General features: G+C 66.0%; 11 protein-coding genes. 7 read left to right on the top strand and 4 right to left on the bottom strand.

What is annotated here, in order from left to right; genetic code table 11:
• Window positions 1–108: 108 nt before the first annotated feature.
• Window positions 109–3,690 carry a multifunctional oxoglutarate decarboxylase/oxoglutarate dehydrogenase thiamine pyrophosphate-binding subunit/dihydrolipoyllysine-residue succinyltransferase subunit gene (locus V4558_04935; GenBank protein MES2304826.1) on the bottom strand — a complete coding sequence of 1,194 codons (3,582 nt, stop codon included), beginning with the start codon at window positions 3,688–3,690 and terminating at the stop codon, window positions 109–111.
• Window positions 3,691–3,750: 60 nt separating this feature from the next.
• Between V4558_04935 and V4558_04930 the strand changes: the two genes are divergently transcribed.
• Genes V4558_04930 through V4558_04900 form a run of 7 tightly spaced genes read left to right on the top strand, consistent with a single transcriptional unit; the run spans window position 3,751 to window position 9,661 of the window.
• Entirely contained in the window at window positions 3,751–5,049 is a 1,299-nt protein-coding gene (locus tag V4558_04930) for an acetyl-CoA C-acyltransferase (protein MES2304825.1), read from the top strand.
• The gene (gene fadJ, locus V4558_04925) at window positions 5,046–7,184 is read left to right on the top strand and encodes a fatty acid oxidation complex subunit alpha FadJ (protein ID MES2304824.1); all 2,139 of its coding nucleotides are present in this window, start codon (window positions 5,046–5,048) and stop codon (window positions 7,182–7,184) included. The genes V4558_04930 and fadJ overlap by 4 nt, the downstream gene beginning before the upstream one ends.
• Window positions 7,185–7,219: 35 nt before the next feature.
• On the top strand, window positions 7,220–8,170 hold the full coding sequence (locus V4558_04920) for a hypothetical protein (protein ID MES2304823.1): 951 nt from the start codon (window positions 7,220–7,222) through the stop codon (window positions 8,168–8,170).
• Window positions 8,171–8,172: 2 nt separating this feature from the next.
• Window positions 8,173–8,667, top strand: a complete 495-nt coding sequence (locus tag V4558_04915) for a GNAT family N-acetyltransferase (GenBank protein ID MES2304822.1) — start codon at window positions 8,173–8,175, stop codon at window positions 8,665–8,667.
• Window positions 8,664–8,876, top strand: coding sequence for a hypothetical protein (locus V4558_04910; protein MES2304821.1), 213 nt, complete (start codon window positions 8,664–8,666; stop codon window positions 8,874–8,876). Before V4558_04915 ends, V4558_04910 begins: the two co-directional genes overlap by 4 nt.
• A 58-nt stretch (window positions 8,877–8,934) precedes the next feature.
• Window positions 8,935–9,234, top strand: a complete 300-nt coding sequence (locus V4558_04905; GenBank protein MES2304820.1) for a hypothetical protein — start codon at window positions 8,935–8,937, stop codon at window positions 9,232–9,234.
• A 58-nt stretch (window positions 9,235–9,292) separates the two neighbouring features.
• Window positions 9,293–9,661 carry a translation initiation factor Sui1 gene (locus V4558_04900; protein ID MES2304819.1) on the top strand — a complete coding sequence of 123 codons (369 nt, stop codon included), beginning with the start codon at window positions 9,293–9,295 and terminating at the stop codon, window positions 9,659–9,661.
• Window positions 9,662–9,667: 6 nt separating this feature from the next.
• Here the strand turns inward: V4558_04900 and V4558_04895 are convergent, their stop codons facing one another.
• The 3 genes from V4558_04895 to V4558_04885 are packed head-to-tail and all read right to left on the bottom strand — an operon-like array spanning window position 9,668 to window position 15,314.
• On the bottom strand, window positions 9,668–12,811 hold the full coding sequence (locus V4558_04895; protein ID MES2304818.1) for a CusA/CzcA family heavy metal efflux RND transporter: 3,144 nt from the start codon (window positions 12,809–12,811) through the stop codon (window positions 9,668–9,670).
• Window positions 12,808–13,962: an efflux RND transporter periplasmic adaptor subunit gene (locus V4558_04890; GenBank protein MES2304817.1), complete on the bottom strand. Its 1,155-nt coding sequence runs from the start codon at window positions 13,960–13,962 to the stop codon at window positions 12,808–12,810. The genes V4558_04895 and V4558_04890 overlap by 4 nt, the downstream gene beginning before the upstream one ends.
• The gene (locus tag V4558_04885) at window positions 13,959–15,314 is read right to left on the bottom strand and encodes a TolC family protein (protein ID MES2304816.1); all 1,356 of its coding nucleotides are present in this window, start codon (window positions 15,312–15,314) and stop codon (window positions 13,959–13,961) included. The genes V4558_04890 and V4558_04885 overlap by 4 nt, the downstream gene beginning before the upstream one ends.
• Window positions 15,315–15,350 lie beyond the last annotated feature (36 nt).

The raw sequence follows: 15,350 nt of genomic DNA, 5'->3' as shown, positions 1-15,350 counted from the left end.
AGACTAGTGACTAGAGACTAGAGAGGGCCGACATCTCAATGAGATATCGGCCCTTCGTGTTGGTGCAGTCCTCTAGTCTCTAGTCTCTAGTCTCTAGTCTCTAGTCTCTCATCTCTGCGCGCTGATCGCCTCCGCAACAATCCGCTTCTGCTCCACATCATGCTGCGACGAGTATCCCTCGGACGGCGACGCGCGCTCAGGCCGCCCGACGTACCGCAGCGTGACGCCCTTGGGGAGAATCGCCGTGAGGCGCGGAGCGATGTAACTCCACGCTCCCATGTTCTGCGGCTCTTCCTGCACCCAGACGATCTCGGTGAGCGCGGGATAGCCGGCGAAGAGTGCGGCGAGTTCCTTGTCGGCGAACGGATAGAGCTGTTCGACGCGACCGATCGGCGGCCGGGCCTGATCTCCTGCGCCCTTGAGCAGGTCGTAATACACCTTGCCGCTGCAGAGCAGCAACCGCTTTGCTTCGCCCGACGGTGCATCGCCGAGCACCGGCTGAAAGCGGCCGGCAGTGAGATCGTCGAGCGATGAGCCGGCGGCCGGGAGCCGCAGCAGCGACTTCGGCGTCATCACGACGAGAGGGCGCAACTCGCTGGTGAGTGCCTGACGGCGCAGCAGGTGGTAGTACTGCGCTGCCGTCGTGGGGTTCGCCACGCGGATATTTCCTTCGGCGCAGGCCTGCAGATAGCGCTCAAGACGTGCGCTCGAGTGTTCCGGTCCGCCACCCTCATAGCCGTGCGGCAGCAGGAAGGTGAGCCGCGAGGTGACGCCCCACTTACTCAGGCTCGAGGTGATGAACTGGTCGATCATCACCTGCGCGCCGTTGGCAAAGTCACCGTACTGTGCCTCCCAAAGCACCAGGGCTTCGGGTGCGGTGGTGGCATAGCCGTACTCGAATCCGATGCAGGCGAGTTCGGAGAGCGGCGAGTTATGCACCTCGACCGTTGCCGTGGCTTCGGGCAAGCGCTGCATCGTGATCACTTCGGCGCCGGTGTTGGTGTCGTGCAGTACGATGTGCCGCTGCGCAAAGGTCGCGCGGCCAACGTCCTGGCCCGTCAACCGGAGCGGCACGCCGTCCACGAGCAGTGACGCGAACGCGAGCGCCTCCGCGTGGCCCCAATCAATTCCCTTGGGAGCGGTGAGCCCGGCCCGCCGCCGCTCAAGCGTCTTCGCAAGCTTCGGATTCGGCGTGAATCCCTCGGGCCAGGTCAGCAACTGTTCGTTGAGCGCCGTGAGCATCGTCGCATTGACCGACTTCACCTCGATCGGAGGCGCTCCTGCGCCGCCGTGCGATGGCTTCGGCTCTGCCGTCGCCATGGACGCCCTGAACGCCGTCTGTACCGCGATGAAGTTGTCGTACGTCCGCGTCACGATTGTCTCGGCTTCACCCGGCGCGATGGCGCCTTCGCGCGTGAGCGCCTCGGCGTATTGTGCCCGCACCGTGGGCAGTGCCTTGATCAGTGCGTACATCGTCGGCTGCGTGTACGAGGCCTCGTCGCCCTCGTTGTGGCCGTGGCGACGATAGCCAACGAGGTCGATCAGCACGTCGCCGCGGAACTTCATCCGGTACGCCACGGCGAGCCGCACGGCGGAAAGACAGGCCTCCGGATCATCGGCATTGACGTGGATGATCGGAATGTCGAATCCCTTCGCAAGGTCCGACGAGTAGCGCGTGGAGCGCGCATCGATCGGGTCGGTGGTGAAGCCGACCTGATTGTTCGCGATGAGGTGAATCGTGCCACCGGTCCGGTATCCCGTGAGTCCGCCGAGGTTGAGCGTCTCGGCAACCACGCCCTGACCAGGGAACGCAGCATCGCCGTGGATGGTGACGGGCATCGAGGCATCGGAGTTGTAGCTCAGCTCCCGGGTGCTGCGATCGGTCTGCCGGGCTCGCGCATGACCAATGACGACCGCACCGACGAACTCGAGATGACTCGGATTCGGCAGCAGCGTCACCGACGTTTCCTTGCCACTCGGTGCGACAAAGGCTCCGGTCGCACCGAGATGGTATTTCACGTCGCCGGTGCCGCCCTCGGGAATCATCCCCGATTCGGCTGCCTTGCCACCCTCGAACTCGGCGAAGATGGTGGCGTACGGCAGATTCACCGTGTGAGCCAGCGCGTTGAGCCGGCCACGATGCGCCATGCCGAGAACCACTTCGCGCACCCCGGCATCAGCCGCGAGCTCGTTCACGAGGTCGAGCATCGGGATCATGATGTCGACGCCTTCAATGGAGAAGCGCTTGGCGCCGATGTAGGCGTTGTGAAGGAAGCGCTCCATCCCCTCGACCTGCGACAGCCGCTCCAGCAATGCCCGCTTCTGCGTGACGGTGAGTGGCACGCGATGCACGCCCGACTCGATCTGCTCACGCAGCCAGACGCGCCGTTCGTGCGACGCGATATGCTCGACCTCATAGGCAATCGTGCCGCAGTACGTTGCCTGCAAGTGCGGCAGCGCCTCGGCGAGTGTGTTGCCCGGAACGGCAATGCGCAGCACGTCGGTCGGAATGGTCGCCATGTCCTGCGCGGTGAGGCCCACCTCGGCCGGATCGAGGGCCGGGTCGCCCACGGGAGTGCTGCCGAGCGGGTCGAGATGCGCCGCGAGATGGCCGTGGGTGCGGAACGCCTTCACCAGCGCCATCGCGCCGGCAACGTGATGCAGCTGCACCGGCGAGGCTGGCGACATCGCCTCGTCCACGCGCGCGGGGCGCGGCGCATCGACGGAAGCAGCGGCCGGCGCGGCGATGGCCGCAGGGGCGGCGACACCGAGGCCCGAGAAGATCGTCTCGTAGAAGTTGTGCTCACCCTGCAGCATCTGATCGACCGCGCGCAGGAAGCTCCCCGACTCGGCGCCCTGGATCACCCGGTGATCGTAGGTGCTGGTGATCATCATCACCTTGGAGAGCCCGAGCTGCTTGATCGTCGCCTGGTCCATCGCCGCGAACTCGGGCGGGTAGGCAATCGCGCCCGTCGCGATGATGGTGCCCTGACCTGGCATCAGCCGCGGAACCGACGCCACCGTCCCGAGCCCGCCGGGGTTCGTGAGCGTCATCGTGGCACCCGCGAAATCGTCGGGCATCAGCTTGTTGGTGCGCGCCTTCTCGACCAGCGCTTCATAGGTGGCGAGGAAGGCCGCGAACTCCATGGTGTCGGCCTGCTTGAGCACCGGCACGACGAGGCCGCGGGTGCCATCCTTGCGCTGGGCATCAACTGCCAGCCCGAGATTGACGTGCTCGGGGACCACCTTGAAGGTGTCGGCGCCGCTCTTGAGGACGCTGATCCCCATCGAGGGGAATTCCTTGGTTGCCTGCACGAGGGCCCAGGCGATCAGGTGGGTGAACGAGAGCTTCTCGCTCCGCCCAGCCGCCTTGAGCTTGGCATTGAGGTCGGCACGGCGCAGCTCGAGGGTCCGGACCGGGAGCTCGCGGAAGGTGGTCGCGACCGGCAGGGCCAGCGACGCCTCCATGTTCTGGGCCAGCTTGAGGGCCGGGCCCCTCAGCTGTACCGCATTAGCGGGTACCGTGACCGTGGCGGCCACCGGGGTCGCGGGCGCGGCGGGGGTCGGCGCGGGCCCATGTCCGTTGGTCGCGGGCTGGAAAGGAACGGTATTCTGGCTCTCGAGCAGCGCCGTGAAGATGGCTTCGGCGGGAAGGGCGACTTCAGGCTGCTCGGGTTGGGTCGACGACACGCTTGGCTCCGACAAGTAGGTAACCCCTAAACATAAGCAGCTTTCGCTTACCTTTCGGCCATGCTCACTCCATCTCCCGGACGCCGCGCAGTTGTCATTGCCGGGGTCCGGACGCCGTTCGCAAAGGCCGGTACGGTGCTGCGCGACGCTTCGGCCGCCGATCTGGCCCGCCACTGCACCCGCGAACTCCTCTATCGAACCGAACTTCCCGGGTCGGAGGTCGATGAGGTCATCTACGGCCAGGTGGTGCCGTCGCCACTGCTTCCGAATGTGGCGCGCGAAGTATCCTTGCTGCCGCAGCTCCCCCGCACCGTCCCGGCATACACCCTGAATCGCGCCTGCGCCTCGGGGGCCCAGGCCATCTGCAACGCCGCCGACCAGATCATGGCCGGGCACGCCGATGTGATCCTGGCTGGCGGGGTCGAGACGTTTTCCGATGTGCCGATCCTGCATACCCGGAAGTTTTCCCAGGTGCTGGTGTCGGCGAGCAAGGCGCGTTCACTCGGTGAGCGGCTTGGCCTCTTCGCGCAGGTCCGGCCTCGCGACCTGGTGCCCGTCTCACCCGCCATCGCCGAGCCGAGCACCGGTGAGAGCATGGGGCAGTCGGCAGAGAAGATGGCGAAGGAGAATCACATCACGCGCGAGGCGCAGGACGAACTCGCCCTGATGAGTCACCAGCGCGCGGCCGCCGCCACTGCCGATGGCCGGCTCACCGCCGAAATTGCGCCGTGGTTCGCGGGGCGTGGCATGGATCAGGTCATCGCGGCCGACAACACCGTGCGCGCCGACTCCACCCTCGATGCCCTCGCCAAGCTGCGGCCGGTGTTCGACCGCAATTACGGCTCGGTCACCGCAGGCAACGCATCGCCACTCACCGACGGGGCCGCAACCACGCTGATCATGAGCGAGGAAAAGGCCAAGTCGATGGGTTACCGTCCGCTCACCGCGATTCGATCGTATGCGGTGGCCGCCGTCGACCCGGGCTGGCAATTACTGATGGGGCCGGCCTATGCGGTGCCGCTAGCACTCAAGCGCGCGGGGATCACCTGGCAGCACCTCGGTTTGGTCGAGATCCACGAGGCGTTCGCGTCACAGGTGCTCTCGAATATTCAGGCGTGGGGTTCGCCCGAGTGGTCGGCGCGCCTCGGACTCCCGGGCGTGACCGGCGAAGTGGACTGGAGCCGGACCAATGTCTCGGGCGGGTCGATCGCGATCGGTCACCCGTTTGCGGCCACTGGTGCGAGACTGGTGACGACGCTCTCCAACGAGATGGTGCGTCGCGATGTGCAGTTCGGCCTCATTTCGATTTGTGCACAAGGCGGGATGGGGTTCGCGATGGTCCTGGAGCGTGTGTCGTGAGCGCGTTCGTGGTGGAGCGGCGCGGCAATGTCGCGATCGTCACGTTCAACGTGCCGAACGAGCCGGTCAACACCATCAGCAAGGCGGTCGGCTGGGAACTCGACGAAGTGCTGTCGCGCCTGGCCTCCGACGAACCAACCAAGGCAATCGTGCTTCGCTCGGGAAAGCCCGACTCGTTCATTGCCGGTGCCGACATCGAAGAGTTTGTACAGCTGCGCTCCGTTGAAGAAGCGGTGCGCCTCTCGCGGGACGGCCAGCTGTTGATGCAACGCGTTGCCGATTCCAGCAAGCCTGTCGTGGTGGCGATTCACGGGGCCTGTCTCGGTGGCGGGCTCGAACTCGCTCTCGCCTGTCGCTACCGCGTCGCATCAGATCATCCGAAGACGCAGCTCGGCCTGCCCGAAACTCAGCTTGGCCTGATTCCGGGCGCCGGCGGCTCCAATCGCCTGCCACGGCTCATCGGCGTTCGCGCGGCGTTCGACATCATCCTCGCCGGCAAGAGTGAACGCGCGAAGAAGGCGTTCCAGATCGGTCTCGTCGATGAGCTGGTGCCCGAGGCGATACTGCTGGAGACGGCGATTGCCGCGGCCGAACGTCTCGCTCGCGGCTGGAAGCCGAGTCGCAAGGGACGTGGTATTGGTGGCGCCGTGCTCGATGGCACACCACTCGGCCGACTCGTGGTGTACTCCAAGGCGAAGGAGATGGTCGAGAAGAAGACCGGTGGCAACTATCCCGCGCCGTTGCGTGCGATCGACGTGATCCGCACCTCGCTCGAGAGCGGCATGACCAAGGGTCTCGAGGCCGAAGCACAGGCGTTTGGCGAACTGGCGATGACCGACGTGTCGCGCCGACTGGTCGAGATCTTCTTTGCCACGACGGCACTCAAGAAGGACGATGGCGTGCCGGCCGGAATGGGACGCGCGAGACCGGTTCGGCGGATCGGTGTCATCGGCAGTGGTTTCATGGGCTCGGGGATCGCTGGCACCGCGGTGCTGCAGGCGAATGTCGAGGTGCGTCTCAAGGATGCCGATCTGGTGCGGGTGGGGAAGGGGATCAAGGCGGCGACTGACCTGCTCACCGAACGACTGAAGCGCCGCCGGCTCACGCGTTTCGAATACGAGCGTCAGCGCGCATTGCTCTCGGGCACCGGCGATTTCTCGGGCTTTGGTGGGGCGCAGATCATCATCGAGGCGGTCTTCGAAGATGTCGCGGTCAAGCGCCAGGTCATTGCCGACATCGAAGCTTCGGTGCCGACTACCACCATCATCGCCACCAACACCTCGACGATTCCGATTCACGACATCGCTGCGGAATCACATCATCCGGAACGGATCCTCGGCATGCACTTCTTCTCGCCGGTCGAGAAGATGCCGCTGCTCGAAGTCATTCCCACGGGCAGCACCAGCGCCGATGCCATCGTGACGGCAGTGCAGTTTGGTCGACGGATGGGGAAGACGGTGATCGTCGTCGCCGATTCGCCTGGCTTCTGGGTCAATCGCATCCTCTCGCCCTACGTCAACGAGGCCGGGTATCTGCTCGAAGAAGGGACCCCGATCGAGGTGATCGACTCGGTGATGACGCAATGGGGTTTCCCGGTTGGGCCGATTGCCCTGCTCGATGAAGTCGGGCTCGATGTTGGCGAGAAGGCCGGCAAGGTGATGCATCAGAGCTTTGGCGATCGCCTGACACCGTCGCGCGTAATCGGCGTGATGCGCGCCGATGATCGACTCGGCCGGAAGAACGAGCGCGGCTTCTATTTCTACAAGGATGGCCACAAGACCGGCGCCGATGGCAGCGTCTTCCAGCTGCTTGGTGTTCGCCCGCAGGGTGAGGTCGATCGGCAACGCGTCGAGGATCGCCTGGTGTTCGCGATGCTCAACGAAGCGGCCATGGCGATGGGCGAAGGTGTCGTGCGGATGCCGCGCGATGCCGACGTCGGAGCGATCTACGGTATCGGCTATCCGCCATTCCGTGGCGGCCCGTTGCGCACCCTCGACGCGATGGGAGCGGCCGAGGCTGTTGCCCGGCTCGAACGGCTCGAGGCAGCGCACGGACCACGCTTTCACCCGGCCCCGGTGCTGGAGGAAATGGCGCGCACCGGAGGCCGCTGGTATCCGGCGGGCGGCGGCCGCTGACTCCCCCGCGTCGACGGGCGATCCTCGCCTGGCTTGTGGCGGCGGCCGTGATCTGGTGGCGCGCCCGTGCAGGAGGGTCATTCTACATCGTGGGGATGGAGGGGGCCTGGTCCGCCTCGCTCGGTCCGCTGCTGCCGGCGATCTGCGGCGGCATCAGTGCCGCTCTCACGCTCTCGATCGTGGACGCCGCGGCGGGGCCAGTGGCCGGTGTGGGCGCGGCGCTGATGGTGGTCGTGCTTCCCGGTTTCATTCCGCTGCACAGTGCTTCACTGATCGGCCCACCGCTTCTCACGCTGATGCTGGCGACGCTCGCGGTGATGCTGCACGCGCCGCGCTTCTCGCTGGCGTATGGCACCCTCGCGGCGGTCGTCGCGGTCTATGTGGCGCCTGCGGGCATTGGCTTGCCCGCCGCGGCCGTCGCGTGGGCGTATCTCTCGGGAAGCGGCCGATCGCGTTCGCCGATTCGTCGAGTCGCCTTCGCACTGGTTCCCCTGCTGCTGTTGCTCGCCCTCTCGCACTGGACCGGTGATGGCTGGCCGATCGCTGGAAGCGTGCTCTGGCGCGGTGGGCTCGATCGGATGTTACGCGCTGCGGGGAGCATCATTGGCGAGCAGCTTGCCCCGGGTATTGGGAATCCGACGCTCCGCTGGTTTGCGATCGCCGACATCTCGCTGCTGCTCATCGCGATTGTCGTGGTGGCGTGGCGCCGCGAAGCGCGTCGACGCCCCGAAGGTGCCTTCCTGCGACGCCTCTACCCGGCGGCCGGCGTGATCGCGCTCGCCTACGCGGCCGGGCTCGCGGCGCACTCGCTGCTACTGACGGGGGCTGCTGCACCCGATCTCGCGGCGGTCTTCCCGCTGGTGGTGGTCGCGATGCTGGTGGTGGCCGCGAGTATTGGCGTGTTGTGGCCGCGCTGGCCTCGGGTCGGCAAGCTGGCGGCGCTGGTGCTGATCCTGGGATGGGCCCAGGCGGCCATCCGGGGATGACGATGCCGACGATCGAGATCCGCGCCGCCGTGCCCGAGGATACGCCGTTGATCCTCACCCTCATCAAGGGACTGGCGGAGTATGAACGCCTCGCCGATTCGGTGGTGGCGACGGAACCGCTGATCCACGCGTCGCTCTTCGGTTCCCGACCAGATGCAGAGGTGATCATCGCCGAAGTCGACGGAGCCCCCGCCGGCTTTGCCCTCTTCTTCCACAACTATTCGACCTTCCTCGCCCAGCGCGGCCTCTACCTCGAAGATCTCTTCGTCTTCCCGGCATTTCGTGGTCTGGGCATCGGTACCAGACTCCTGGTACGGCTCGCGGCGATTGCCCTCGAACGGAACTGTGGCCGACTCGAGTGGTCGGTGCTCGACTGGAACGCCGACGCCATCCGCTTCTATGAGTCGCTTGGCGCCGTGCCGATGTCGGAATGGACCATCTTTCGTGTCACCGGGAGCGCGCTCGATGCGCTCGCGGTGCGATCGGAGGGAGTATGAGCGTTTCATTGCGATGCATCGCCTGTGGCCTGCTTCTCCTCGCTGCCTGCAAGTCGGCGCCACCGCCTGCGCGCACCGAACGCGAGCGGGATTCAATCATCGGACAGTCGAAACTGCCCGGCGCCGGCGGTGTTCGCGGAGCCACCCGCGCTGGCGATACGGCGGTGGCGCGCAACGCCCTCCGCGATTCCCTGGCGCAGGAGCCATAGCCGGGAGCTGCACCGCGCGGTAGCGTTAGCAGGGAACGTTCCTGCAGGAGGTGCCGCAATGAGTGGCTTTGGCGAGATGATCGCCTTTCGCGAACGTGGCGTGGCCGACGTGTTCCGCCATGCTCACGCCATCGGTCGTGCCACGGCGCGGGCCCCATCCGAACTCGGCCTCGAGATCAGCGCCCTGCAGTCGCTCCGCAGCCGGGGCATTCTCCGCGACGGCGAACTCGGCCGACTCTACCTCGACGAGGATGCCTTTGCTGCGGTGGCCCGCGCCCGACGAATGGCCCTGATGGCGCTCGCCATCTCGACGGCAGGCGTGATCCTGGTTGTCTGGGGATTGCTGCGACGGCGGTGAGGCCCCGCGTTACTTTGCTGCGCCGTTCGTATCCGATCCCGAAGGTTCAGGAGCAGTGATGCCATCGCGACCCCGCCCGCCACGCGGCGGCCTGGTCTACTCTACCGAGCTGGGGCGAACCTGCCCCGATTGTCGTCAGCAGATCAACCAGTGTCGCTGCCGCCACTCGACGGCCGTGCCCGCTGGCGATGGCATCGTGCGCGTCGGTCGCGAAACGAGTGGCCGGAAAGGGAAGGGCGTCACGGTGATCCGTGGTGTCCCCCTTTCTCCCGCCGACCTCGAACAGCTGGGCACTCAGCTCAAGAAGCGCTGTGGTTCCGGCGGCACCGTGAAGGACGGCGTCATCGAGATTCAGGGCGATCACCGGGATGTGGTGATCGCCGAGCTGACCGTGCGCGGGATGAAGGTGAAGCGTGTCGGCGGCTGATCCGCGCTAGACCTCGAGTCGGTCGCCCTCGCGCGCCGTGCCGACATAGAGCACCGGCATCAGGAAGACCGAGATCAGCAATCGCGAGAAGAGTCCCCCCACAATCACCAGCGCGAACGGCTTCTGCGAGTCGGAACCGACTCCGGTCGAAAAGGCCGCAGGCAACAGGCCGAGCGCGGCGACCAGCGCCGTCATCATGATCGGTCGGAGTCGGTGCGAGGCCGCTTCGCGTGCGGCCGAGGCGATGCCCATCCCTCGCAAGCGCAATTCGTTGACGTAGGAGATGTAGACCACGGCGGTCTGCACCGAGACGCCGAAGAGCGCGAGGAAGCCGATCCCCGACGAGACGGAGAGTGGTGTGCCGGTGGCCGCAAGTGCGAGCAGCCCTCCTACCGGCGCCGAAAGCACGACACCCACCACGGTAATCAGCGGAAACGAGAAGTTGCGGTACAGCGCGAAGAGCAGCACGAAAATCAGGATGATGGTGAGCGGTAACACGAACGCGAGCTGCCCGCGCGACGCGGTATAGTCCTCGTACTCGCCGCCCCAGTCGGCACGATAGCCGCCGGGGAGCTTCACCTTCGCCGCAACCTGCTTCTGGGCATCCTGAACTGCACCCGCGAGATCGCGACCGACCACCGCGAACTGGACCCCGATATAGCGCGAATTGTTCTCGCGGTAGATGTAGGATGCGCCGCTCGAGACCTGGATGTCGGCGAGCTCGCGGAGCGGTACCTGCTTGCCGCTCGGGGTCGCCATCAGGATCGCGCCGATCTGCTCCGGCGTGCGCCGGGATTCTTCCTGCAATCGCACCACCACATCAAAGCTTCGTTCGCCCTGCACCACCTTGGTGGCCGCCGCGCCGCCCACAGCCGCCGCGATCAGGGTGTTGACGTCCCCCGCATTGATACCGTACTGCGCGACCCGGGCCCGATCGACCTTGATGTTGAGCGAGGGCTGGCCGAGTTCGTGAACCTGAGTGATCCGGGTGATGCCGCGGACCTGCGCCAGTACCGCTTCAATCTCGAAGGCCTTCTGCTCCAGTACCTTGAGATCACTCCCGAAGACCTTCACCGCGAGCGAGCTCTTGAGCCCGGTCTCGGCCTCGTCGACGGCATCTTCTGCGGGCTGAGTGTAGTTGAATTCCACGCCGGGGAATCGGGCGAGTTTCTTGTTGACCTCGTCAATCAAGCCGGCCTTGGTGTGATAGGGGCCCTTCCAGTCGGCGTACGGCTTGAGTCCGACGAAGAATTCGGCGTTGAAGAACCCGGTGGCATCGCTGCCGTCATCGGGGCGGCCGTGCTCCGAGGCCACATCGGTGACCTCGGGAAAGGTGCTCAGAATCTCGCGGATCTGCGGCACCAGCCGCGCCGATTCGTCCAGCGAGATGGTCGCGGGCATCGTGGCCCGGACCCAGAGCGCCCCTTCATCAAGGTGCGGCATGAACTCCGCACCCAGGCGGGTCGCGAGCAGCAGTGCGGCGGCAAAGATCGCGGTCGACCCGCCCACCGTGAGACGCGGCCGCGCCAGGCACCAGTCGAGCGCGCGGACGTAGCGCTCGCGAACCCACTCGAAGGCACCGTTGCGCCGCTCCTGCACGCCCTTCCGAAGCACCACGGCGCAAAGCACCGGCAGGACCGTGAGTGCGAGGATCAACGAACCGATGAGCGCGAAGATCGTGGTGTCGGCCATCGGCGTGAAGAGCCGCCCTGACGGGCCGGTGAGCACGTAGATCGGGAGGAACCCTGCCACGATGATCGCGACGGCATACACGATCGGTCGATCGACCTCCGCGGCCGCCTCGGCGATCACTTCCCGGATGGAATACACCGTGCCGTGTTTTCGGGCGAGCGTCCGGTGGATATTCTCGACCATCACCACTGCGCCATCGACCAGGATGCCGAAGTCGATGGCACCGATAGACAGCAGGTTCGCCGGAATGTGCTTGAGGTCGAGGCAGATGAAGGCGAAGAGCAGGGCCAGCGGAATGGTCGCCGCGACAATCAGCCCCGAGCGAACATCGAAGAGGAAGAAGATCAGCACCGCCACCACGAGAAAGATGCCGCGGCCGAGATTTTCCGCGACCGTGCGCGTAGTCAGCTCGATGAGATTGCTGCGGTCGTAGTACGGCTTAATCCGGATATCCTTGGGGAGCACCGAGCTGTTCAGCTCCGCCGTCTTGGCCTGCACCCCCTTCAGGACGGTCTGCGCCTGCTCGCCGGTGCGCATCAGGATGACGCCTTCGACGGCGTCACTGTTCTTGTTGAAGCCGAACAGCCCGGTGCGGGGCGCGTTCCCAATCTCGACCTGACCGACGTTGCGAATCAGGATGGGTGTGCCGCCACGCACGGCGAGCACCACGTTGCCGATGTCCTCGGGCGTCTGCAGGCGACCGAGTCCGCGGACGTAGTAGAACTGCCCGCCCTCGGAGTAGAAGCCGCCGCCGGCGTTGCTGTTGTTTTTGTCGAGGGCATCCACCACGTCGGACACCGCCAGCCCCGCGCCGGCGAGCCGGGTCGGATCGAGCACCACGTGGTATTCCATCGTCGGGCCGCCGAACCCCGACATATCCGCCACGCCCTTCACCGACTTGTAAGCCTTGGCAATAAGCCAGTCGTTGATCGTCTTGAGTTCCATCGGCGATCGGTCGGGGCTTTCCAGCACATAGCGGTAGACGAGACCGGACGGCGAGAAGAGCGGTTCCACGCCGGCGCTGACGCCGTCGGGGAGTTCAACATCGGCGAGTCGCTCGAATACCTGCTGGCGCGCGAAATACGGATCGACGCCGTCGTCGAACGTGAGGTCGACCGACGAGAGTCCGAAGAACGACACCGAGCGCAGCACGTGCACGCCAGGAATGCCGTTGAGTTCGGTCTCGATCGGCACCGTGATCTCGCGCTCGATCTCCTCGGCCGCCTGCCCGGCCCACTGCGTCGAGATGCTCACGATCGGCGGGGAGAGGTCGGGGTAAGCGTCAATCGGCAGCCGGGAAAATGACCAGATGCCGACGGCCACCAGTGCCACACTCGCGAGCAGGACGAGGATCGGCTGCGCGAGTGCGGTGGCCACTATGCGGTGAATCACCGACAGCTTGGTGGTCGAGGTGTCGGCCGACGGCAGATGGCCGTGGCTGCTGTGCGGCTCGGTCACTGGGAACCGGCGGCCTGCTGGAGGAAGAGCGCGCCCTGGATCACGACCTGTTCACCCGCGGCAAGACCGCTGGTGACCTCGTACACATCGCCGGTCCGGCCACCGAGTCCGATGCGCCGGCGACTGAAATGGTCCTTGCCGGCATCGACATAGACGAAGGGGAGATTGTCGTCGTCGCGCAGCACTGCCGCGACCGGAATCACGATCCCCTCGCGCGCACGCGAACCGCGGATTTCGACGCGGACCAGCATGTTCTGCTTGAGGCGCTGCTTGAGGTTCGGCACCAGGATCCGGACGCCGAGCGCCTTGCTGTCGGGGTCGACGAGGGCGCCCACGTAGTCGATTCGCCCCGGGAACGAATCCGCGACGCCATCGATCCTGATCATCACCTGCTCGCCGCGATACACTGAACCCGCATCGCTCTCGAAGACCTGCCCCATCACCCACACCGAGCTGAGGTCCGCGATCGTGAAGGTCGGCGTCGCTCCGGCCTCGAGCAACTGCCCCTGCGTGATCAGCCGTTCGACGACGACGCCTGCAATGGGCGCACGCAGCGCCGATTGTCCGCTCGCAAGCGCCTTCCCCTGGCGGATGGCTTCGATCGATACCGAGTCCACTCCGAGCGCGGCCACCTGCTGCAGGGCAGCGTCGCGATCTGCTTCAGCGGCGGCGAGGTCGCTATGGGCCTGATCGAGTTCGGCGCGCGCCAGTGCGTCATTGGCGTAAAGCTTCTCATCGAGAGTCGCAATGCGCTGGGCATTCCGGAGAGACGCCTCGGCCTTGCGATAGTCGGCGACGGTGCTGGCGAAGTCGGGTGATGCGACCGTAGCGAGCTGCTGTCCCGGATGGACCACATCCCCCGTGTTCACGAGCAACCGCGAGACCGGCCCGGAAATCGTCGCCAGCATCTGGGTCGACTTGTCGCCGTTGAACTGCACCGTTCCGGTGGTGAGGATCGTGGGCGAGAACGCCTTCCGTTCCACCGGCGTGGTCAGGATCTGCTTGCGCTGCTCCGGCGTCACGACCGTGCCGCCATCGCTGCTGGTGGTGACGGTGGTCGTGTCGGGTGCCTTGCTGCGGCCGCACCCTGCGATGGCCAGGGTGATGCCAAAGATGAGCGCGAGCGCATTGCGTGCCGGGCTGCCGATCATTGGGAGACTCCCGTTCCAAACGTCGCGAGCGGTGAGGCCACCGCGCGCTCGAGGTCGGCCCGCGCCGTGTTCGAAGCGGCGAGGGCATCGGTGTACTGACTTTCGGCAGCGACCAGCGCCACCCGTGCAGCGTTGACCTCGAGCGCCGACGAGCCGCCGAGGGCGTAGCTCGCAGCGGCGATGCGATAGGCCTGGCGTGCGGCCGGCAGCAGTTCGTCGCGGATGAACACGGCCTGGCGCTGGGCGGTGGCCGCTGCAGCGTAACTCTGGCGCACCTCTTCACTCACCGCGGCCGTGAGGTCGCGGTAGCTCGCGGCGAGTTCGTCCTCGCGCGATTTCGCCAAGGCGATCTCACCCTTCGAGTGATTGCGATAGAGGATCGGAATCGGAAACGAGATCGCCGTGGTGAGGTAGCCTGGCGTTGGGGCGGCGTCGTAATCCTTGGCGATGCCGATGGTGAGATCGGGGAGCCAGAACTCGCGTGACAGTGTGGTCGCGGCCCGGGCGCCGTCGCGCTGATGTTGCAGCGATCGCAGCTCGGGGCGCTGGTGCAGGGCCGCGGCTTCGAGGGCATCAATCCCGGGAAGCGTCTCCGGAACCATCAGCGTGTCTGCGGTAACCAGCGGTGCGCCAAGCGGTCGGCCGAGCAACCGGTTGAGCGAGGCCCGCGCATTGGCAATGTCGGGCTCGTTGGCCATCAGGTCGTTGCGGGCCTGAGCCACGCCCACCTGCGCGTTCACGACATCGAGACGCGCCACTGTGCCGGCCTCGAAGCGCGACTGCGTCCTGGCCAGAAACTCCACCGCGAGGGAGTCGGCCTGTCGCAGGTTGGCCTGGTGCCGCAGCGCCGCGAGCAACGCGTCGTAGGTCTGGGAAGTCTGCGCCGCGATCGCCTGCCGCACTGTTACCGAATCCGATTCGCTCTGCCGGATCCCCGCCGTGCCGATCCTGGAGTTGAGCCGGAACTTGTTGACGAACGGGATGGTGATCGAGGCGCCGACGACTTTGCTGTCGTGGCCGCCGAGGCCGAACGGGCCCTTCGAGTTGTCCCACTCGGCGCCGAAGACTGGGTCGGGGAGCGCGGCACCCATCACCTTCCCGGCGCGTGCCTGCTGCGCCACGGCGCCGGCAACCTGCAACTGCGGATTCGCGATCAGCGCACCGGCAATCGCTCCGGCCCGCGAGAGGCAGAGTGGGCCATCGGGTCGCGCACCAGCCGCGGACTGCGCCAGGGCGCATTCCGGTCCGATGATCGGCGCCGTCGCGCCGGTAGCGGTTGTACCTGTTGCCTGTTGACCGAGCCCGGCGCTGGCATGGGCTGCCAGCGCGAGCGCGCCAAGAAAAGTTCGCATGTTTCCCTGCCGTGAGAGACGCGAATCGGCCCTGAT

The sequence above is a fragment of the Gemmatimonadota bacterium genome, assembly GCA_040388535.1.
Taxonomy (GTDB): Bacteria; Gemmatimonadota; Gemmatimonadetes; order Gemmatimonadales; family GWC2-71-9; genus Palsa-1233.
This window is presented reverse-complemented; position numbering and strand designations above follow the sequence as displayed.

Bases quoted from the DNA above. Each gene is read 5' to 3' on its own strand.
- V4558_04930 (MES2304825.1), top strand. From the start codon at position 3,751: ATGCTCACTCCATCTCCCGGACGCCGCGCAGTTGTCATTGCCGGGGTC.
- V4558_04915 (MES2304822.1), top strand. From the start codon at position 8,173: ATGCCGACGATCGAGATCCGCGCCGCCGTGCCCGAGGATACGCCGTTG.
- V4558_04910 (MES2304821.1), top strand. From the start codon at position 8,664: ATGAGCGTTTCATTGCGATGCATCGCCTGTGGCCTGCTTCTCCTCGCT.
- V4558_04905 (MES2304820.1), top strand. From the start codon at position 8,935: ATGAGTGGCTTTGGCGAGATGATCGCCTTTCGCGAACGTGGCGTGGCC.
- V4558_04900 (MES2304819.1), top strand. From the start codon at position 9,293: ATGCCATCGCGACCCCGCCCGCCACGCGGCGGCCTGGTCTACTCTACC.
- V4558_04890 (MES2304817.1), bottom strand. From the start codon at position 13,962: ATGATCGGCAGCCCGGCACGCAATGCGCTCGCGCTCATCTTTGGCATC.
- V4558_04885 (MES2304816.1), bottom strand. From the start codon at position 15,314: ATGCGAACTTTTCTTGGCGCGCTCGCGCTGGCAGCCCATGCCAGCGCC.